The organism is Arsenophonus endosymbiont of Apis mellifera (genome assembly GCF_903968575.1).
GTDB classification, from domain to species: domain Bacteria; phylum Pseudomonadota; class Gammaproteobacteria; order Enterobacterales; family Enterobacteriaceae; genus Arsenophonus; species Arsenophonus apicola.
The window spans coordinates 149,394-171,124 of the sequence record NZ_CAJCFU010000024.1 but is presented as its reverse complement, the minus strand read 5'-3'; the positions used below and the strand labels follow the sequence as shown (position 1 = coordinate 171,124).

Genomic DNA, 21,731 nt, shown 5'->3' with positions numbered 1-21,731 from the left:
TAAAAAAATGACAAAAAAGGCAGATTATATTTGGTTCAACGGAGAAATGGTGCCCTGGGCGGAAGCAAAGATACATGTTATGTCTCACTCTTTGCATTATGGTACTTCGGTTTTTGAAGGTATTCGCTGTTATCACTCTCATCAAGGTCCAGTAATTTTTCGCCATCGTGAGCATATGCAGCGTTTACACGATTCAGCAAAAATTTATCGCATGCCTTTAAACCAAAGCGTTGATGAATTAATGGTAGCCTGTCGCGAAACCATCCGTAAAAATAAGTTAGTGAGCGGCTATATTAGACCACTCGTTTTTATTGGTGATGTTGGTATGGGCGTTAATCCACCACCAGGTTATAAAACGGATGTCATTATTGCGGCTTTTCCATGGGGAACGTATTTAGGTGAAAAAGCACTAGAACAAGGTATTGATGCAATGGTTTCGTCTTGGCATCGTGCCGCTCCCAATACCATTCCGACAGCCGCTAAAGCCGGTGGTAATTATTTATCGTCTTTACTGGTAGGTAGTGAAGCGCGTCGTCATGGCTATCAGGAAGGAATTGCGTTAGATGTTAGTGGTTATATTTCCGAAGGTGCGGGTGAGAACCTATTTGAAGTTAAAGATAAGGTACTTTTTACACCACCATTTACCTCGTCAGCACTACCCGGCATTACACGTGATGCAATTATCAAGTTAGCTACTGAATTGGGATTTGAAGTTCGTGAACAAATGTTATCACGTGAATCGTTGTATCTGGCGGATGAAATTTTTATGACCGGTACTGCTGCTGAGATTACGCCAGTTCGTAGTGTTGATGGTATTCAAGTCGGGATTGGTCACTGTGGCCCAGTAACCAAACGTATCCAGCAGGCTTTTTTTGGTTTGTTTGATGGTACGACAAAAGATAAATGGAACTGGTTAGATCCTGTCAATAGTTAGTTCAAATTGCGAGATGTTTATTGGCGTCTTATTATCGTCAATTTTTATACTAAGGGAGCAAAAATGCCAGAATATCGTTCTGCTACAACGGTCAATGGCCGTAATATGGCTGGTGCCAGGGCACTTTGGCGGGCAACTGGAATGACCGACGCTGATTTTGGCAAGCCAATTATTGCGGTTGTCAATTCATTTACGCAATTTGTCCCTGGTCATGTGCATCTACGTGATCTTGGTCAGCTAGTGGCTAAACAAATAGAAGCCGTTGGCGGTGTGGCAAAAGAGTTTAATACCATTGCGGTTGATGATGGTATTGCAATGGGGCATGGCGGTATGTTGTATTCGTTGCCGTCCCGCGAGCTTATTGCTGATTCTGTTGAATATATGGTTAATGCTCATTGTGCCGATGCGATGGTTTGTATTTCTAATTGTGACAAAATCACACCAGGTATGCTGATGGCTGCGTTGCGCTTAAATATTCCGGCTGTTTTTGTATCGGGTGGCCCGATGGAGGCAGGAAAAAGCAAACTTTCTGATCAGATTATTAAACTTGATTTGGTCGATGCCATGATCAAAAGTGCGGATCCGGCTGTAAGTGATCAAGAAAGTGAACAAATCGAACGTTCAGCTTGCCCGACTTGCGGCTCATGCTCAGGCATGTTTACTGCTAATTCAATGAACTGTTTGACCGAGGTATTAGGATTATCTTTGCCTGGCAACGGTTCTTTACTTGCGACGCATACCGATCGTAAACAGCTGTTTTTGGATGCGGGCAAACGTATTGTTAAGATCACGAAAAAATACTATGAGCAAGATGATGATAGTGTTTTACCACGCAATATTGCCACTAAAGCGGCATTTGAAAATGCGATGACACTGGATATTGCAATGGGAGGATCGACTAATACGGTATTACATTTATTAGCGGCAGCACAGGAAGCTGAGGTTGATTTTACTTTGGCGGATATTGATCGTTTATCACGCAAAGTACCACATTTGTGTAAAGTAGCACCCAGTACGGCCAAATATCATATGGAAGATGTCCATCGGGCCGGTGGGGTGATCGCTATTTTAGGTGAGTTAGATCGCGCGCAATTACTTAATCGTCAGGTAAAAAATATTTTGGGTTTGAATGTCAACCAAATGTTAGCCCAGTATGATGTCATATTGACGCAGGATGATGCAGTAAAACAGATGTATGCTGCAGGGCCGGCCGGTATTCGTACTACTCAAGCATTTTCACAAACATGTCGTTGGCCATCCTTAGATCTCGATCGTCAAACAGGATGTATTCGCAATTTAGCGCATGCCTATAGCCAGGATGGCGGATTGGCTGTTTTATTTGGTAACCTGGCAGTCGATGGCTGTATTGTCAAAACCGCAGGAGTTAATGAAAATTGCCTGACATTTCGTGGTTCAGCCAAGGTGTTTGATAGTCAAGAGGAGGCGGTAGCTGCAATATTGAACGGCAAAATTGTTGCTGGAGATGTCGTGGTAATTCGCTATGAAGGGCCAAGAGGAGGGCCAGGTATGCAGGAAATGCTTTATCCTACGTCTTATCTCAAATCAATGGGATTAGCCAGTAGTTGTGCATTAATTACTGATGGCCGTTTTTCTGGTGGTAGTTCAGGATTATCCATTGGTCATATTTCGCCAGAAGCGGCAAGTGGTGGTTTGATTGCCTTAATTGAAGATGGCGATATTATTGATATTGATATTCCCGCTCGCAGGATTGCCTTAAATATTGATAACACATTATTAGATCAACGTAGACAATCTGAATTGCAGCGTGGCGACAAAGCATGGATGCCACGCAAGCGTAAACGTAAAGTTTCATTTGCCCTACGCGCTTATGCTGCATTGGCAACAAGCGCAGATAAGGGAGCGGTGCGTGATAGAGCTAAGCTAGGAGGATAAAATGGTGATGTCTTGTTTGCAGAGTTCACCTTCAGCTGCGGATTATTTAAGCGCAGCACTAAAGGCACCCGTTTATCAAGTTGCACAAGTCACCCCATTACAGGAGATGAAAAAAATCTCTGAGCGATTTGATAATACAATTTTTGTTAAGCGTGAAGATCTGCAATTAATGCATAGTTTTAAGCTACGTGGCGCTTATAACATGATTGCTAGTTTGTCAGCCGAGCAGCGAGCGAGTGGTGTTATTACCGCTTCGGCTGGTAATCATGCACAAGGTGTTGCGTTATCTGCCAGTCGGATGGGGATCCCGGCACTAATTGTGATGCCATTAGCCACATCAGATATCAAAGTTGATGCTGTTCGATGTTTACAGGCTGAGGTGCTTTTATATGGGGCGAATTTTGATGAGGCAAAAGCAAAAGCTATCGAAATTGCGCATCAGAAGGGATACACCTATGTGCCACCTTTTGATCATCCGGCAGTCATTGCAGGTCAAGCAACGGTAGCGATGGAATTGTTACAACAAGCTCCTCACCTTGATCGTATTTTTGTGCCCGTTGGCGGCGGAGGATTGATTGCTGGTATTGCGATCCTACTCAAACAACTAATGCCTGATATTAAAATTATTGCTGTTGAGACCGAAGATGCAGCTTGCCTCAAAGCCGCTTTAGCAGCGGGTCATCCGGTAGATTTACCTACTGTGGGTTTATTTGCTGAAGGGGTAGCCGTTAAGCGTATTGGCGATGAAACTTTTCGTCTATGTCAAAAATATGTCGATGATATTATTACGGTTAATAGTGATAATATCTGTGCTGCCATTAAAGATTTATTTGAAGAGGTACGCGCTGTAGCAGAGCCAGCAGGTGCATTGGCGTTGGCAGGTTTGAAAAAATATGTTCAGCAGCATGGTATAAAAGCTGAACGTTTAGCCCATATTTTATCGGGCGCCAATATCAATTTTCATGGCTTGCGTTATGTTTCAGAACGTTGTGAATTAGGCGAACAACGAGAAGCATTGTTAGCTGTTACCATTCCTGAGCAAAAAGGCAGTTTTTTGCGCTTCTGCCAAATATTGGGTGAGCGTAGTGTGACAGAATTTAATTATCGTTATAACGACATAAATTCAAAGCAAGCGTCTATTTTTGTTGGAGTTCGATTGAGCTATGGGGTTGATGAATGTGCTGATATTGTTGCAGATTTACGACGAGCCGGTTATGGCGTAGCTGATCTTTCCCTTGATGAAATGGCCAGGCTCCATGTACGTTACATGGTGGGCGGACGTCCGTCAAAGCCACTCAATGAGCGGCTATTAAGCTTTGTCTTTCCTGAGTCTCCTGGCGCACTGCTGAAGTTTTTACTAACGTTAGGCACTTATTGGAATATTACACTTTTTCATTATCGTAGTCATGGCACTGATTATGGGCGTGTTTTGGCGGCCTTTGAACTATCTGGTTCAGAAGCCCTTTTTGAGCGTCATCTTGCTGCATTGGGTTATGAGCATCGTGATGAAAGCAATAATGCCTCATTCCAATTCTTTTTAGCGCCGCCAAGTCAATTATTGACTGCGCAAAGTGGTATCAGGCAGCAATTGCCAGAATGCCCGAACTAATGGTTCATTAAGGCGTTTGTTTAAAACACAAATGCCAATATCAAAAGGTTCAACCAGTGAAATAGGATCAAGTTGCCAAATACGATCGCGTACAGATTCTGGGCTATTATCAACGACCACTTTGGGTATTAATGCAATACCGCAACCGAGTGCTACCATCGATACAATGGCCTCATGGCCGGACACGGTAGCATAAATTACTGGATTATTAATAGCATGGCGCTGAAACCAAAGCTCTATTTTTTTGCGGGTAGGTCCGTGCTCTGGCAGGATAAAAGGGATTTGTTGCCAGTTCGGTTGCGGTTGTGAAACTTGTTGCCGAATTGTGCCAGCAAGTGATGGAGCTATCAAGACGAGCGGAATTTCGCCTAATTTGTTAAATAACATATTATCAGGTAATTTTTCAGGTCTACCGGCAATCGCCAAATCGGCAACTTGTCTAGCAACGTTATTGACGGCATCCGCTGCGTCGCCAGTGGTTAATTTAATTTCGATTAAAGGATTTTCTAACCTAAAGTTATCCAGGATCTTAGGTAAATGACTATAGGCGGCAGTGACTGAGCAAAAAAGGCGTAATTCGCCGGTCAATAACGCGCTCTGTTGGTTAAGTGAGTGGCGAAGTTGCTGATATTGAAGCAGTGTTTGTTGGGCAAATTGTTTAAATTGTTTTCCTGCCTCGGTGAGGCTTACGCTTCTATTATCACGCATAAATAAAATATGACCAAAACTTTCTTCCAGGCGTTGTATTTGGCGAGATAATGTTGATGGACTGATATGCATTGCATTAGCCGTGCGTCCGAAGTGACAGCTATCAGCTAGATGTAAAAATAGCTTTAGATCGCGAATATCCATCACGCCTCCTGTGATAAAAAGTGATAAATCAATATTGCAATTTTTGCAATATGATATTTTAAATATATCAATTTACGCAATATATTTGATCACATATAGTAATCATAGCGATACTTTTTTGTTAAGTAATCTGACAATAAAATAATAGAAAATATACCATAACATACTGAAGTTATAAGGGAAATTAATCAATGGCTAATTATTTTAATACCTTAAATCTGCGCCAAAAATTATTACAATTAAGTCAATGCCGTTTTATGGCTCGTGATGAATTTGTTGATGGATCCCTTTATTTAAAAGATAAAAAAATTGTGATTGTTGGCTGTGGTGCGCAAGGTCTTAATCAGGGATTAAATATGCGCGATTCCGGACTGGATATTGCTTATGCATTGCGCAAAGAAGCTATTGATGAAAAGCGCCCTTCATGGTGTCAGGCGATAGAAAATGGTTTTACCGTGGGTAGTTATGAAACATTAATTCCACAAGCGGATTTAGTTATCAATTTAACACCGGATAAACAACACTCTGCTGTCGTGCAGGCCATTCAACCATTAATGAAGCAGGGTGCTGCATTAGGTTATTCTCATGGTTTCAATATTGTTGAAGTGGGTGAGCAGATCCGCCATGACATTACCGTTGTTATGGTTGCGCCAAAATGCCCGGGTACTGAAGTGCGTGAAGAGTATCTGCGCGGTTTTGGCGTGCCAACGCTGATTGCTGTTCATCCGGAAAATGATCCGCAAAGTGAAGGGATTAGTATTGCCAAAGCCTGGGCAGTTGCCACAGGCGGTCATCGCGCTGGTGTACTGGAGTCCTCTTTTGTGGCCGAAGTAAAATCAGATCTGATGGGTGAACAGACTATTTTATGTGGCATGCTACAAGCCGGCTCATTGTTGTGTTACGACAAAATGGTTGCAGCGGGTGTCGAACCGGGTTATGCGGGAAAATTAATACAATATGGCTGGGAAACAATCACCGAAGCATTAAAACAAGGTGGCATTACGCTCATGATGGATCGTTTATCTAATCCAGCTAAATTGCGGGCATTTGCATTATCTGAACAACTAAAAACAATTATGGCGCCATTATTTCAGCAACATATGGATGACATTATGTCCGGCAAATTTTCAGCGACCATGATGGCAGATTGGCAAAATAATGATAAAGATTTACTCACTTGGCGGGCAGAAACAAGGCAAACGGCGTTTGAAAATTATCCTGCCTATGAGGAAGAAATTTTAGAACAGGATTATTTTGACCATGGTCTTTTATTAGTCGCGATGACCAAAGCTGGCGTTGAATTAGCCTATGAGACTATGTTGCAAGCAGGTATTGTCGCAGAGTCTGCTTATTATGAATCGTTACATGAATTACCATTGATCGCGAATACTATTGCGCGTAAGCGTTTATATGAGATGAATGTCGTTATTTCCGATACTGCCGAATATGGTAATTATCTATTCGCTTTTGCAGCAATACCTTTACTGAAAGATTTTATGGCGGCTTTACAGCCAGGCGACTTAGCAAAAAGTATGCCTGTTAGTCATATTGACAATAAGCAATTGCAGGCTGTCAATGAAGCGATCCGTAATCATCCTATTGAGATCATAGGTAAAAAGCTGCGTAATTATATGATTGGCATGAAACGCATTGAAGCTGTTAGATTAAAATAGGCTATAGAGTTGGTTATATCAACTAAATAATTATGTAGTTAAGCCATTATTATTTATGAAAAGTACTTATAGTACTAGATTTAGCTATTAATAGTACTCTATATAGGTACTATTAATATAAAATTTTTTTTAATCAATAAATTAAAATAATATCACTTGATTATATTTTTATAGAAATGCTCTGAGTAAGAGCTGTATTATTTTATGTCGTATTAATTTTGTAACCAGAAGAACACATAGATGTTTTTTAGGAGTTAGTATCGTGACTTGGTGCTTTCCGCTAATTATACTGACTCTAAAGTTTTGGCTGGCTTTTCGCCACCTTAATCTGAATATTGCTAATTTTTTTGCAACCAATATCATAATTAATCTAATAGTCATTGCTATGTATACCATGGTATTTAGATATTTTGCTAAGGAGAAAGTATGATCTTTAAAGTTATTGGTTTAGGTCATATTAATGTTGTTGTGGATAATTTGCCGTCAGCGGTTGAATACTATAAAAAGCTTTTTTCAGCTAAACAGGTACAAATATTTCCCCATTTTAAAAATATTGGTTTTGCTAAATCAGCTGGATTTATGCAATCTCCTGAGGAAGTTGATGTCACAATTTCATTTTTACAAATTCCTAATACAGCAATTTATATTGAGTTAATGCAATATCATTCACCATTAGGAAAAGAAAGTAATACCGCAGAAAAATTCAGTAATGATATAGGAGGCATAGGACATATTTGTCTGAAAGTAGATAATATTGATGATGCTTATTTCCATATTAAAAATATGCCGGATACAAAATTAATTACTGATCATGAAGACTATAAGCCATATAAAATCGATAATATTACACCCGCTGAATTTCAATTTATTGACAATGAAGCGGAAAATAATCAAACAGCAAAACAGAATGTATGTGATATAGTTGGTAAAATAAGATATTTTTATTTTATAGATAAATATAGAATTCAGTGGGAGTTTGAGCTGGGTCATTCTGATATTGGTGAATAGAGATTTTTGTTTGCGTTATGTAAAAACCGCAATAAGAAATCTGTTTATTGTTTTATAAGAAAAGTAATTGACCTATGTTTTTATCCAATAGTAAAGAATATCGATAGTAGTATGGCAATTAGGACAGCAATCAAGTTATTAAATAAGTCCGATTAAAGATAAAAAAATTGGCAATGCCGTTATAAAAATAACTTTGTAGAGTAAGAGCATCGATTTATTAAAAACACTAGCGCGAGATGCACACATTTAAAACTTATGGTACTGCATAGATTTTATTGTAAAGGATAGAGACACTACACATGCGCCATAAATAACAAATTTTATCAATGGACAAACTCTCTATTCAATAAGCATATTTTACGCTTTAATTGTCTAATAATTCATACAGCGTAATAAAAATTAAAATCTTAATATTAATGCAATAAAACCGAGAATATCTATTTATTTACTGATAAACAGAGTTATTGTCCGTTAATATAAAAACCCGGCCAACGTTCATTACCATCTTTAATCGCTGAAATCGTAATGACACCACTATTACCATAATTATCAGTCACATCGACTTCAATTATTTTACCCGCGTCACTCCATTTAAGTTTACTCATGCCACTCCATGGAATGCGATGATTATAAATATCAACAGTAATATAGCCATATTTCAATGTTTGTGTCCAATGATGACGACCATCGTTTTTGCCAATGATATATTCATATTGACCATTAGCTCCTGTGACAGCAGCAAATTTACTATCATTTAGTACACCATATGCTCCTCGATTAACAAATACAAATTGCGCATCAAAATTATTCCCTCCTGTGCCGCGGATCATATCAGGTGCTGCGGGGAATCGGCATGTGGATAAATTTACATTATTTCGGCGAGGATCGCCTCTATGAAATACATAATCATTTTTATTCAGTTTAGGGTGAATAGTAAACTGTGCTTTTGAACTCTGTCCTACATGCCATGTGCCCGTTGCTGGCCAAGCAAAATTGGTTTGCTGAACTAATCCATCGGACATAATTTCTTTAAAATTATTGATGGCTGTGGGTATTTCTTTTACTTCTATATTTTCAGGTTTGCTATAATCAATAGCAGGAATAGATTTAACCTGTTTATATTTAGGGGAAACAAATACCGAGCCTGATTCTCCTCGCGGTCCATTTTTGGTGTTTGTGCCATTTTGACTAGTATCAAACTGGCCGACGCCTGGAATATAAATTCCTGCACTAATATCAAGATTACGATTAGACTCTGATGCGGAAAGATAGTATTTTACCATCTTTTCACCTGCATAAGTTTCAATTTTTGGCTCACTTAATTGGGCATTCCAGGCGACAACTTTAGCATAATCATTTTTGTTACTTGTTGCTTTCCATGGGTGGAGATTCGTATTGCCATCGGCATAATGGACTAAATAGATATTGTTGATTAACTCTTTATCAGGGATATCGAGCGGATTGTTGTTTTTATCAACAATTTTAACTTTAATATAAAATTCAACCTGATTTTTTTCATTCGCATAAATAGTCGCCCTTTGAGCGGAAGTATTGTCATAAAAACCAATATCAAGTGTATCTAAGCGCCAAAAATTATCCCATACACTCATAATTATCTCACAATAATAGAAATAGGAAATGGTGTTATTAACTACTATTGATAATGAATTAATAACTAAAGTAACTGTATCAAAAAAATAAAAAATGTTTATTTATTAAGAAGTAAAATAGATGAAAATATAAATAATAACTAAGAAATATTATTTAATTAGATGAAAAATATTATATATTAATAATAGGTAATATTATCTTAATAATTCATTTGTTATTGATTTTTTAAAATGAAAAATTATTCATTTATAATGAAATGTTTTTTTAATTAACTTTAAAGTTAATGACGTTGTTTTTAAATAGCAAAGTTAAAAACAAAAAAATAATAAGGCATTAGTGAAATTAATTTATGATGTTTTTTGGAAAAATAGTAAGTGCTAGAATAGCATATTATTAATAAGAGTAGTTTCTATTAATTATAATTAAAGCGTAAATTAAGATAATTTAGTATTTATTTAATTTTTTATTCATATATGTTTAGATAAATAATAATATCACTCGTGGTGATTTTTACTAATGAAAAATTGAATGCTTATATACTAATGTGTTATAGATAATTATTATTTATAATAGTGAAATTAATAAAAAACTTATATAAATTAAAAAAATTATTTAATTTGTATATCTAAAATATAAATATGTTTATTTATATTATTTTTTATTATAGTTTTATCTAACTATATTTATATCATATTTTAAAAATATTGTTAAGTTATACTCATGGTTTAGAGTCATTATCGTGCTATAAGAATTTTTAAATTTATCTATGAATTCAATATTCATTGTTTTTTCTTTGAAAATAACCAGCTAGAGTTGTCGGGTTTTATTTTCAGAATCTGCACTATTCTAGTTTTGGTATTAATAGATTTTGCAATAGTGCCCATTTTTATTTTTTTGGCTACTTTTTAGTTACATCCGATGCGTAAAACGTATGGTATTTATAATAATGACTAAAAGTGCAACGAAAGTGATACATAAAGCGAACCGGTGTGGCTCGGTTTTAGAATTTTTGAAAAAATAAAAATTACTTAAAATAAGAAGATAAATTTTTATATAGTAAATAAAACAATTATTCATTCATGACAAAAATTATCCTGTAGTTTTGTAGTTAATTTATATTAATTTTATTGATTTTTAGAGTGATATATTTTTAATCCTCTGTAACATTATACTTTTCATAATACTATAAGGGAGATTTAAAATATGGAAAATAAAATTGAATCAATTAATTCTAGTTCTAGATACAGTATTTTTGTTATGTCAGATCCTCAAGCATGGCGTCTAGCATTAGCGGATAATGAGCCTAATAATGATAGCAATAGATGGCATGATAAATTAAGTTTGGTGCGATTGAGTATTACTATGTTGAATGTAGATCTTCTTGTTCCATTTGGCATTATTAATGGAGATCTAACAGAATATGGGCGTAGATCTCAAAGGGAAAGCTATCGTACCTTTTTTTCGCCTCAGGCGTTAACTTTTAATGTTTACGTTGGATTAGGTAATCATGATTATCAAAACAATGTTGGTGATTGTACAGAACAGGATAATGCTGATTTTAGCTACAATGCCTGTGCTAGAGGAATGGTATTTGATATGCATTCTCGAATAGAAGAGTACCGAGATTATCCTTCTTCAATTAATTTTTCATACGATAGTGGTATCTATTGGGGAAGTAAGGCTTATTCATGGGATTATGGTGATATTCATTATGTACAGTTACAGAATTATCCAACTTATCACGTAGAACTAGATCATTGGATAGAAAAAACAATTAGTGTAACCAGCTCGATGGATTGGTTAGAATCTGATCTAAAAAGCGCCAAGCAAAGAGGCAAGTCCATCGTAATAAATTTACATGATGGTACTGAGCATTTTATTCACAATAGTAGTACTGAAGAAAAAAATAGATTTAGACGTTTTATGAGTGATTATGATGTTAGAGCTGTTTTTATTGGTCATACACACCAAGTTGCCCAAGAGAACCCTTATGGGAGGCATGAATTTTTTGGCAATGTTAAAGTTTATAATAGCGGCGCATTATTTAAAGGTGATTTTCTTGTCGTTGATGTAAATGGGCGCGATTTAAAGGTCCATGTTTATAATGGTTCATCTGGTAAGGCTAATTATATAAAAACATTCTAATTGGATTAACAACCGAATCTGAATAGTAACTAGTAACTTACGCTTTAGGCTATAAACGTATCTTTGAAACTATAGTTTTTTCTATGAAAATCGCTTAGGGTATAACTTTTAGTTTTGGCTATTTCGATATTCTAATAGAATATGACACTGTTACAAAGATTGGGTTGCGGATAATCTTCACTAACGAGTTAATCGATGGTGCCCCCATAGATTTTTTAAAGATCGATATTTTACCCGTTGTATTTTTCATCATTAAATAGCGGGTTTTTTATGCCATTTTTTACTGGTTTGCTTTCTGATACAATTTTACCTTACGACAAATAATGGAAAAGTGGTCAACTAACACGCTATGCGATTAAATTACAATCAACAACAAGCAGTTGAATATGTTGACGGCCCCTGTTTAGTCTTGGCTGGAGCAGGGTCAGGTAAAACCCGGGTTATTACTAATAAAATTGCCTACTTAATTCGTCATTGTGGCTATTTACCGCGTCAGGTGGTGGCGGTCACTTTCACCAATAAAGCAGCTAGAGAAATGAAGGAGCGTGTCGGGCAAACCTTAGGGAAAAAAGAAACCAGAGGATTAATGGTTTCTACTTTTCATACCTTAGGATTGGAAATTATTAAACGGGAACATAATGCATTAGGCATAAAGGCCAATTTTTCATTATTTGATGAACACGATCAAATGGTGCTACTGAAAGAGCTAACCTTTGATTTACTGGAAGAAGATAAAGATCTATTACGACAGTTGGCGTCAATAATCTCTAACTGGAAGAGTGAGCTATTAACCGCCAGACAAGTGATGGCACAAGTAAAATCGGAACAGGAACAGCGGTTCGCTGAATGTTATCGACGTTATGAATTACATTTATCAAGTTGTAATGTGGTTGATTTTGATGACTTAATTGCTAAACCGACCCGTTTGCTGGATGAGAATGAAGAAGTACGTTCGCGTTGGCAGCAAAAGATCCGTTATCTACTAGTAGATGAATATCAAGATACCAATACCAGCCAGTATCAACTGGTTAAATTGTTGGTAGGTAAACGTGGACGTTTTACGGTTGTTGGTGATGATGATCAATCGATTTATTCCTGGCGTGGTGCCCAACCGCAAAATTTAACCTTACTAAAAACCGATTTTCCTCAGCTTAAAGTGATTAAATTAGAGCAAAATTATCGCTCTTCTGGTCGTATTCTGAAAGCAGCTAATATATTGATTGCTAATAATCCGCATGTTTTTGATAAAAAATTATTTTCTGAATTGGGTTATGGTGAAGCATTAAAAGTTATCACTGCTAACAATGAAGATCATGAGGCCGAGCGTGTGATCGGCGAATTGGTTGCTCACCATTTTATCAATAAGACTCAGTATAAAAATTATGCTATTTTATATCGCGGTAACCATCAATCACGTCTATTTGAAAAATTATTGTTACAAAATCGTATTCCTTACCGTATTTCCGGTGGAACTTCGTTTTTTTCACGTGCAGAAATTAAAGATATTTTAGCTTATTTGCGAATACTGACTAATTCTGATGATGATAGCGCTTTTCTCCGTATAGTTAATACACCTAAACGTGAAATTGGGCCGAAAACAATTCAGAAATTAGGTGAATGGGCGATTTTGCGCCAAAAAAGCCTGTTTGCAGCCAGTTTTGATGTCGGCCTTGAACAAACATTAACTGGACGCGGCTTGACGGCATTACAACATTTTACCCATTGGTTAGCTGAAATTGCTAAGCGAGCTGAACGCGAGCCACTGCTGGCGGTGAGAGATCTTCTGCATGACATTGATTACCAAAGTTGGTTATATGAAACATCAAATAGTAGCAAAGCGGCTGAAATGCGGATGAAGAATGTTAATCAATTATTTGGCTGGATGGATGAAATGATCAATGGCAATGATATTGATGAACCGATGACGTTATCGCAGGTTGTATCACGCTTTACCTTGCGGGATATGATGGAGCGTGGTGAAACAGCCGAAGATGTAGATCAAGTGCAATTAATGACTCTGCATGCCTCTAAAGGACTGGAGTTTCCTTACGTTTTTTTAGTTGGTATGGAAGAAGGTTTATTACCTCATCAAACTAGTATTGATGAAAATAATATCGATGAGGAGCGCCGGCTTGCTTATGTTGGCATAACCCGTGCTCAACGGGAGATATTTTTTACCCATTGTCGAGAGCGACGGCAATATGGTGAGCTTATTCGACCCGAAATCAGTCGCTTTTTACAAGAATTACCGCAAGATGATTTGATCTGGGAGAAAAATAAAAAAATAGTGACAGCCGAACAGCGAATGGAAAAAGGGCAGTCTGCTATTGCTGATATCAGAGCCAGATTGGGGTTAAATAAAAAATAAATTCTGCTTATTAAAAAGATTGAGATTATTGAGTTAATTCAGTTTGTTCTTCTAGTAGCAAAGGCCAATTGATATTACTTTGCCATTGGATTTCTTGTTGTAAATTTTCATAACAAAGTGGATGCTCCAATAACCATTGATGGGGTAACGTAAGGATTAAGGTTTCTTTATTTGCTCTAAGACGTAATAACGGCATGGTATTGTCACGACGTGGAAGAGTAAAAATAATCGCCAGTCTTAAAAGCCGACAAAGAAGAATAGCATGTTGGACTGGGATCGCATTTTGTTGGGTTAATTCTGTTAACTCAATCGGGCCAGTTTGGTTTTTTAGCAAAGTCGCTAACAGGCGTTTTTGTGTATGTGTATAACCTGGCATATCCAGATGGCTGATGAGATAATGGGCATGATTATTAACATGACGAGCATCAATACTTAAGCCAATTTCATGCAACGCGCTAGCGCCTTTTAATAGCTCATCAACTTGGTGATTATCACGATAAAAGCTTTTCTTTAATTGTGAATAGAAATATTCTGTTAACCTCTTTACCCGGTTAGCCTGCTCGATATCAATTTGAAAACGATGTTGAATATTAGCCAGTGTAACAGCGCGTATATTCTGTTTTGCAGGGAGATCAAGCATGTTATAGATTAACCCTTCACGCAATGCTCCGCCTGCTAATATCATATAATCGATTTTTAATTCTGCAAATATGGCAATTAAAATAGCTAAACCACTGGGAAAAACCAGCGCACGTTCTAACGTTAACCCTTTGATTTCCAATTCTTCTAATTTTCCGGAGGTGATCGCCGCTTTTTTTAATGATTGTAATTTATCTAGCGTAATACGTTCATCCATACCAGCTGCCAGCATAATTTCTTGAATAGCCTGTATTGTACCTGAAGCACCGACACAAATTTGCCAACCTTGCTTAATAAGACGGCTCGCGATAGGTTTAATAATCTTATGGGCGGCAATTTCAGCGTGGGCAAAATTTTCTTCGGTCAAATTACGATCTTTAAAATAACGTTCAAGCCAAGTAACGCAACCCATATTAAGGCTAACAAGTTGACTATGTTTAACATGGGTACCGGTAATAATTTCAGTACTGCCACCGCCGATATCTATCACTAATCGTTTATCTGAACCGCCAGAAGTATATGCTACCCCCTGATAAATCAGTTGAGCTTCTTCTTCTCCAGTAATAATCCTGATAGGATGCCCGAGAATATTTTCTCCTTGCTTAATAAAAAGGTCGGCATTTTTAGCGAGACGAAGTGTTGCCGTAGCAACAATTTGCACTTGTTCAGTAGGAATGTCTTGTAAATACTCAGAAAAAAGATGCAAACATTGCCAGCCACGATCCATTGCTTGTTGAGATAAATAATTACTTTCATCAAGGCCAGCGGCCAGTCTGACTTTACGCTTTATGCGGGCAAGAGTCTGTACATAACCAGAAATTTCTCTCACTACTAACATATGAAAGCTGTTAGAACCGAGATCAATTGCTGCGTAAAGCGATGATTTTAACATAATGTTTATTAGCTCGGACGTTTACGATTGTTGCGTGAATTATTCTGTCTGCTTTGGCTACTATTGTTTCGACGTGTGCCGTTAGTAAGCGGACGACGACGTGGTTTTGGCATCGGTAAATCTTGTAATAATGCCTCACTGTTATATTTACTGACAGGAATTTGATGCTGAATATACTCTTCAATAGCAGGTAGATTTAAAGAATACTCTTCACAAGCCAAACTAATCGAATGACCGCTTTCACCCGCTCGTCCGGTACGGCCAATACGATGAACATAATCTTCGCAATCATCAGGTAGATCGTAATTAAATACATGCGTGACAGATGGGATATGTAAACCTCTGGCGGCAACATCTGTTGCAACTAAGATATCTAAATGGCCTTGAGTAAACTGTTCAAGAATACGTAGCCGTTTTTTTTGTGCCACATCGCCAGTCAGTAAGCCAACACGGTGACCATCAGCAGCAAGATGGGCCCAGATATCTTCACAGCGATGTTTAGTATTAGCAAAAATTATACATCTTTCGGGCCACTCTTCCTCGATTAACGTTTGTAACAGACGCATTTTTTCTTCATTAGAAGGATAGAAAAGTTCTTCTTTAATGCGATGACCTGTTTTTTGTTGAGGTTCTACCTCAATATATTCCGGTTGATTCATTTGTTCAAATGCCAGTTCTTGAACACGATAAGAAAGTGTTGCGGAAAAAAGTAAATTTAAGCGTTGGGTGGCGGGTGGCATTCGACGAAATAGCCAACGAATATCTTTAATAAAACCAAGATCATACATGCGGTCAGCCTCATCAAGTACAACCACCTGAATGAGTCCTAAATGAATATGGCCTTGTTTAGCATAATCGATTAAGCGCCCGGTTGTACCGATGAGAATATCTACTCCCGATTGGAGCACATGCAGTTGTTCGTCGTAGCCATCACCACCATAAGCTAAGCCCATTTTTAAGCCTGTTATAGCGGCTAATTCTTTTGCATCAGAATATATCTGAACGGCTAATTCCCGTGTAGGAGCCATAATTAGCGCTCTCGGTTGATTAACTTGACGTTCTGTATTTGTTGGATGTGTAAGTAAATAATGAAATGTTGAGGTAAGAAAAGCCAATGTCTTACCTGTTCCTGTTTGTGCTTGCCCCGCAACATCACGGCCTTCGACAGTAAAAGGCAATGTTGACGCTTGTATCGGCGTACAATTATGAAAGCCATTTTTATTAAGGGCTTCAATAACTTTAGGGTGTAGGGCGAAGTCTATAAACTTCTTTTCTGTCAAATGTGTTTTACTCATAGTGTGTTAGAATATCAGTTAACGGTTGCTTTATGAAAGAAGATTGTTTGAAATAAAGCAAACATGGTTAAATTAATGTTAGACTGAAACGACATAAAAACTTGATCCTTGGAGTATCGCAATGAGCGGCAAAGTTATTCATCTATCTGCTGTTGATTTTGAAAAAACAATCAAAGATGCAAAAAAACCAATATTAGTTGATTTTTGGGCTGAATGGTGTGGCCCTTGTAAAATGATCGCCCCTATTTTAGACGAAATTGCTGATGAATATACAGCTAAATTGATTATTGCCAAATTGAATGTTGATGAAAGTAGTGATATAGCGGCTAAATATGCTATTCGTAGCATTCCTACTTTAATGCTTTTTAAAAATGGCGAGAAGATTGGCCAGCAAGTTGGTCTTCTGTCTAAAACTCAATTAAAAGAATTTTTAGACAAATACTTATAATTTTCCATAAAATATTAACAACAGACGTTTAGTAGGCCAATATTTTTTCTCAATTTCCTGTTTGACGTCTGCTTTTTATGCGATTCATAGCTAGACGTCTGCTTTGAAGCATGGTAACTTAGCGCCATTACTTAATATGATACGCGTTTTTATCTTAATGTGTACATATTGAATATGCTATTATGTATAGACATATTTGTTATCTCTGGATAATCTATATCCTACAATGGTTTGAATTCCATTGACTCCCATAGAGATAATTCTTTTAGACAGACATGTTCCATTTGTTATTTGCTTGGTGCTGTTGTGTAGGGCCTAAGAAGTATAAAGTGAGATTTTCTCATCAACTTTGAGATGAATTCTTATAGTCTTATTCTGTCTTTGCTGTATAAAGAGTATTATCGAAGGTAGTAAATTAACAAATTACTGCTACAACATGAATTTATATCCTAATGAAATTGATATATTCATCAAGAATCGTTAAGGTTTTTGTATTTTTATTTAAACAGGCATTTAGAGATTGCTATACTATTTATTGTTCATAGTTCAAAAAATATACCCCGAGTTTAAGAACCCACCATTATGAATCTTACCGAATTGAAAAATACGCCGGTATCTGAATTGATTACTCTTGGCGAAAGTATGGGGCTAGAGAACCTAGCCCGCATGAGGAAACAGGATATTATTTTCTCGATTTTGAAGCAACATGCTAAAAGTGGAGAAGATATTTTTGGTGATGGCGTGCTAGAAATTTTGCAGGATGGATTTGGATTCCTTCGTTCTGCTGACAGCTCTTATCTAGCCGGTCCTGACGATATTTATGTTTCTCCTAGTCAAATTCGTCGTTTTAATCTACGAACGGGAGATACCATATCAGGAAAAATTCGTCCTCCTAAGGAAGGCGAACGCTATTTTGCCCTACTAAAAGTTAATGAAGTCAATTTTGATAAACCTGAAAACGCTCGTAGTAAAATCCTGTTTGAAAACCTGACACCGCTACATGCTAATAACCGTTTACGTATGGAGCGTGGCAATGGGTCAACAGAAGATTTGACAGCTCGTGTTTTGGATTTGGCCGCCCCGATTGGGCGTGGGCAGCGTGGTTTAATTGTTGCTCCACCAAAAGCAGGTAAAACCATGTTATTGCAGAATATTGCAGCTAATATTGCCAATAACTATCCAGACTGTGTTTTGATGGTGTTGTTAATTGATGAGCGACCCGAAGAAGTGACCGAAATGCAACGCCTGGTTAAAGGTGAGGTCATTGCATCAACCTTTGATGAACCTGCATCTCGCCACGTTCAGGTTGCTGAAATGGTAATAGAGAAAGCTAAGCGTTTAGTTGAACACAAAAAAGATGTCATTATTCTTTTAGATTCGATTACGCGTCTTGCTCGTGCTTACAACACAGTGGTTCCTTCCTCTGGAAAAGTATTAACTGGTGGGGTGGATGCAAATGCACTGCATCGCCCAAAACGTTTTTTTGGTGCGGCACGTAATGTAGAAGAAGGTGGAAGCCTAACGATAATTGCTACAGCACTAGTTGATACTGGCTCTAAAATGGATGAAGTGATCTACGAAGAGTTTAAAGGCACCGGAAATATGGAGTTACATTTGTCGCGGAAAATAGCGGAAAAACGTGTTTTCCCGGCGATTGATTATAATCGTTCCGGTACGCGTAAGGAAGAATTATTAACCTTACCTGATGAGTTACAGAAAATGTGGATATTGCGCAAAATTATTCATCCTATGGGTGAAATTGATGCAATGGAATTTTTAATTAATAAATTAGCAATGACGAAGACCAATGATGAATTTTTCGATTTCATGAAACGTTCTTAAATTGCTATTTATTTAATGATTTATTGTAAAACGCCACTTTTATGTGGCGTTTTATTTTGTTCGTTTTTATTATCCAGTAGTCTCTATTCTGGTATAGATTTTGCTTATTAATAGCTGGTACAAGATGATAGAAATGTTTTGTTATTGTTACATATACGCTAACTTAAAGTACACTTATAGTCTATACATGGAAATGGATTCAGTGGATGATGTCTAAAAAAATTATAAGCGAGTAAATATTGTGCACACACTAGATTTACTAATCGATGTTTTTTGGGTTTTTTTGTTTTCGTTGATCTTTATATTTATTGCGAGAAAAATAGCAAAAAGATTTGGTCTGGTAGATGAACCTAATCATCGAAAAACACATCAGGGAGAAATTCCTTTGGTTGGTGGTATTGCGGTTTTTTTTGGTATTAGTTTAGCATTCATGATTACAAACGAATATATTCCACATAAATGGTTGTATTTGATTTGTGCTGGGATTTTAGTATTTGTTGGTGTATTAGATGATCGCTTTGATATTAGTGTTAAAATTCGAGCAACTATTCAAGCGATTGTTGCGCTTGTCATGATTTATTTTGCAGGTCTAACGTTAGATAACTTAGGCTATGTCCTTGGTCCATGGCAAATAAAATTAGGGCCTTTAAGCTATTTGACGACGTTACTTGCTGTTTGGGCAGCTGTTAATGCTTTTAACATGGTTGATGGTATTGATGGTCTGCTTGGTGGGCTTTCTTGTATTTCCTTTGCTGCGTTAGGTATTTTGCTTTATCAAAATGGCAATATGGCATTAGCTTTTTGGTGTTTTGCTGTTATTGCTGCCATTCTTCCTTATATATTCCTGAATTTAGGTTTATTGGGAAAGCGCTATAAAGTGTTTATGGGAGATGCGGGTAGTACATTAATTGGTTTCACCATTATTTGGTTGCTTTTGATGTCGACACAAGGTCAGCAACGTTCAATTAAACCAGTGACTGCCCTTTGGATTATTGCGATTCCTTTGATGGATATGATTGCCATTATGTATCGGCGCCTTCGTAAAGGAATGAGTCCTTTTTCACCCGACAGACAACATATTCATCATTTGATTATGCGTTCAGGTTTTACTTCAAGCCAAGCTTTTATCTTAATTACTTTAGCGGCCGCTATTTTAGCAGCTATAGGCATGATCGGTGAACGTTCAAATTTTATTCCTGAATGGGTGATGTTGGCATTATTTTTGCTTATATTTGCTATCTATGGCTACTGTATTAAACGTGCTTGGAAAGTGGCCCGTTTTGTGAAACGGGTTAAACGTCGGATGCAACGTATAGCGAAATGAATAAACAAATGTTTAAAGGAGTTTCATACCAGTGACAAAATCAGAAACACAACCCAAACCTAATTCTTACTCACAGTCTGTTGAATATGAATTAGATATCAGAAGGTTATTTTGTTCGCTATGGCAGGGAAAAATATGGATTATCTCTTTAGCATTTATTTTTGCGACTGTTGCATTGATCGTTTCTTACATGATGCAACAAAAATGGAGTGCTAATGCTGTCACTGATTTACCTACAGTTAATAATTTAGGAGTATATTATTCCCAACAGCAATTTTTGCGAAATTTGGATTCGCATATTAATGAAGCGCAAGATAATCAGTTACCAACCATTGCGAATCAGGTTTATCAGGAATTTACTGCTCAAGTTGGTTCTTATGATACCCGACGAGAATTTTGGTTAAATAGTGATTACTATAAAACACGCATGGAAGGAAATACTAAGGCTGATGCTGCATTACTTGATGAATTTATTGATAATATTCAATTTACTCCTCGAGATGATAACAAGATGCTCCATGATAATATAAAATTAGTGGCTGAAACGGCTGCTGAAGCGAACCAATTACTACGCGAATATATTTCTTTTGCCAATAAGCGAGCTACTTTTAATCTTAATGAGCAAATTAAAGGCGCGTGGGTAGCAAAGGAGCAATCTTTTAAAACATTAGTTAAACGTCAGGAAATGGTCGCAAAGGCCAGTTATGAACGGCGTTTAAATAACTTACAGCAATCGTTAAAAGTTGCTCAAAAGCAAGGCATTTCACGTAATAAAGTTGATGTCCCCATCGATCAACTAACTGATTCAGAAATGTTTCTATTAGGTACTTCCTTATTACAAGCACAAATTGAAACATTACAGGCTACTGGGCCTAATTATGATGAAAGCTATGATCAAAATATAGCGATGTTAGCGACATTAAATGTAGAACCGGTTCTCGAGAATAATTTTCAAACTTACCGCTATTTAAGAACGCCAGAAGATCCTGTTAAACGTGATAGTCCCCGTCGAGTGTTAATGATGGTCATTTGGGGAATGATTGGTAGCTTGAGTGGGGTAGGTATTGCATTGTTAAGACGCAAAAACTAATTATTAGCTAAACATATAACAATAGGGGACTTCAACAAACTATTAATATGTTGAAGGTAAAATCATTATTGAAGATACATCTCATTA

15 protein-coding genes are annotated in these 21,731 nt (G+C 37.1%); 11 read left to right on the top strand and 4 right to left on the bottom strand.

The window, feature by feature from the left end; genetic code table 11:
* Positions 1-7 precede the first annotated feature (7 nt).
* From H1X92_RS01725 to ilvA, 3 genes are all read left to right on the top strand, one after another.
* Positions 8-934, top strand: coding sequence for a branched-chain amino acid transaminase (locus H1X92_RS01725; protein WP_180558586.1), 927 nt, complete (start codon positions 8-10; stop codon positions 932-934).
* A gap of 63 nt (positions 935-997) precedes the next feature.
* The gene (gene ilvD, locus H1X92_RS01720) at positions 998-2,848 is read left to right on the top strand and encodes a dihydroxy-acid dehydratase (RefSeq protein ID WP_180558585.1); all 1,851 of its coding nucleotides are present in this window, start codon (positions 998-1,000) and stop codon (positions 2,846-2,848) included.
* A 1-nt stretch (position 2,849) separates the two neighbouring features.
* Positions 2,850-4,457, top strand: coding sequence for a threonine ammonia-lyase, biosynthetic (gene ilvA / locus H1X92_RS01715; protein ID WP_180558584.1), 1,608 nt, complete (start codon positions 2,850-2,852; stop codon positions 4,455-4,457).
* Here ilvA and ilvY read toward each other — a convergent pair.
* Complete coding sequence (gene ilvY / locus H1X92_RS01710) at positions 4,404-5,309, bottom strand: HTH-type transcriptional activator IlvY (RefSeq protein ID WP_180558583.1); 906 nt, start codon at positions 5,307-5,309, stop codon at positions 4,404-4,406. The two genes, ilvA and ilvY, sit on opposite strands and share 54 nt — an antisense overlap.
* Positions 5,310-5,500: 191 nt before the next feature.
* On the opposite strand from ilvY, the gene ilvC reads away from it, so the two are divergent.
* Both ilvC and H1X92_RS01700 read left to right on the top strand, forming a co-directional pair.
* Positions 5,501-6,982 (top strand): ketol-acid reductoisomerase, encoded by a 1,482-nt coding sequence (gene ilvC / locus H1X92_RS01705; protein WP_180558582.1) that lies wholly within the window; start codon positions 5,501-5,503, stop codon positions 6,980-6,982.
* Positions 6,983-7,408: 426 nt separating this feature from the next.
* On the top strand, positions 7,409-7,990 hold the full coding sequence (locus H1X92_RS01700) for a VOC family protein (RefSeq protein ID WP_180558581.1): 582 nt from the start codon (positions 7,409-7,411) through the stop codon (positions 7,988-7,990).
* A gap of 461 nt (positions 7,991-8,451) precedes the next feature.
* Here H1X92_RS01700 and H1X92_RS01695 read toward each other — a convergent pair whose 3' ends face one another.
* Positions 8,452-9,600, bottom strand: coding sequence for a hypothetical protein (locus H1X92_RS01695; protein ID WP_180558580.1), 1,149 nt, complete (start codon positions 9,598-9,600; stop codon positions 8,452-8,454).
* Between the two features lie 1,258 nt (positions 9,601-10,858).
* On the opposite strand from H1X92_RS01695, the gene H1X92_RS01690 reads away from it, so the two are divergent.
* Positions 10,859-11,746, top strand: coding sequence for a metallophosphoesterase (locus tag H1X92_RS01690; protein WP_225506781.1), 888 nt, complete (start codon positions 10,859-10,861; stop codon positions 11,744-11,746).
* A 349-nt stretch (positions 11,747-12,095) separates the two neighbouring features.
* Entirely contained in the window at positions 12,096-14,114 is a 2,019-nt protein-coding gene (gene rep / locus H1X92_RS01685) for a DNA helicase Rep (RefSeq protein WP_180558578.1), read from the top strand.
* 25 nt (positions 14,115-14,139) lie between these two features.
* Here the strand turns inward: rep and gppA are convergent, their stop codons facing one another.
* Positions 14,140-15,645: a guanosine-5'-triphosphate,3'-diphosphate diphosphatase gene (gppA, locus tag H1X92_RS01680; RefSeq protein ID WP_180558577.1), complete on the bottom strand. Its 1,506-nt coding sequence runs from the start codon at positions 15,643-15,645 to the stop codon at positions 14,140-14,142.
* A gap of 8 nt (positions 15,646-15,653) precedes the next feature.
* A complete protein-coding gene (rhlB, locus tag H1X92_RS01675; RefSeq protein WP_180558576.1) occupies positions 15,654-16,940 on the bottom strand; it encodes an ATP-dependent RNA helicase RhlB in 1,287 nt (428 codons plus the stop codon).
* A 121-nt stretch (positions 16,941-17,061) separates the two neighbouring features.
* On the opposite strand from rhlB, the gene trxA reads away from it, so the two are divergent.
* From trxA to wzzE, 4 genes are all read left to right on the top strand, one after another.
* Entirely contained in the window at positions 17,062-17,388 is a 327-nt protein-coding gene (gene trxA / locus H1X92_RS01670) for a thioredoxin TrxA (protein ID WP_180558575.1), read from the top strand.
* Positions 17,389-17,970: 582 nt separating this feature from the next.
* Complete coding sequence (rho, locus tag H1X92_RS01665) at positions 17,971-19,230, top strand: transcription termination factor Rho (RefSeq protein ID WP_026822640.1); 1,260 nt, start codon at positions 17,971-17,973, stop codon at positions 19,228-19,230.
* Between the two features lie 241 nt (positions 19,231-19,471).
* Entirely contained in the window at positions 19,472-20,554 is a 1,083-nt protein-coding gene (gene wecA / locus H1X92_RS01660; protein WP_180558574.1) for a UDP-N-acetylglucosamine--undecaprenyl-phosphate N-acetylglucosaminephosphotransferase, read from the top strand.
* 31 nt (positions 20,555-20,585) lie between these two features.
* The gene (wzzE, locus tag H1X92_RS01655) at positions 20,586-21,644 is read left to right on the top strand and encodes an ECA polysaccharide chain length modulation protein (protein ID WP_180558573.1); all 1,059 of its coding nucleotides are present in this window, start codon (positions 20,586-20,588) and stop codon (positions 21,642-21,644) included.
* Positions 21,645-21,731: the final 87 nt, after the last annotated feature.

Excerpts from the sequence above, each read along its gene's own strand:
- ilvD (WP_180558585.1), top strand. The coding sequence starts at position 998 with ATGCCAGAATATCGTTCTGCTACAACGGTCAATGGCCGTAATATGGCT.
- H1X92_RS01690 (WP_225506781.1), top strand. The coding sequence starts at position 10,859 with ATGTCAGATCCTCAAGCATGGCGTCTAGCATTAGCGGATAATGAGCCT.
- H1X92_RS01695 (WP_180558580.1), bottom strand. The coding sequence starts at position 9,600 with ATGAGTGTATGGGATAATTTTTGGCGCTTAGATACACTTGATATTGGT.
- rep (WP_180558578.1), top strand. The coding sequence starts at position 12,096 with ATGCGATTAAATTACAATCAACAACAAGCAGTTGAATATGTTGACGGC.
- H1X92_RS01725 (WP_180558586.1), top strand. The coding sequence starts at position 8 with ATGACAAAAAAGGCAGATTATATTTGGTTCAACGGAGAAATGGTGCCC.
- ilvY (WP_180558583.1), bottom strand. The coding sequence starts at position 5,309 with ATGGATATTCGCGATCTAAAGCTATTTTTACATCTAGCTGATAGCTGT.
- H1X92_RS01700 (WP_180558581.1), top strand. The coding sequence starts at position 7,409 with ATGATCTTTAAAGTTATTGGTTTAGGTCATATTAATGTTGTTGTGGAT.
- rhlB (WP_180558576.1), bottom strand. The coding sequence starts at position 16,940 with ATGAGTAAAACACATTTGACAGAAAAGAAGTTTATAGACTTCGCCCTA.
- rho (WP_026822640.1), top strand. The coding sequence starts at position 17,971 with ATGAATCTTACCGAATTGAAAAATACGCCGGTATCTGAATTGATTACT.
- ilvA (WP_180558584.1), top strand. The coding sequence starts at position 2,850 with ATGGTGATGTCTTGTTTGCAGAGTTCACCTTCAGCTGCGGATTATTTA.
- ilvC (WP_180558582.1), top strand. The coding sequence starts at position 5,501 with ATGGCTAATTATTTTAATACCTTAAATCTGCGCCAAAAATTATTACAA.
- gppA (WP_180558577.1), bottom strand. The coding sequence starts at position 15,645 with ATGTTAAAATCATCGCTTTACGCAGCAATTGATCTCGGTTCTAACAGC.
- trxA (WP_180558575.1), top strand. The coding sequence starts at position 17,062 with ATGAGCGGCAAAGTTATTCATCTATCTGCTGTTGATTTTGAAAAAACA.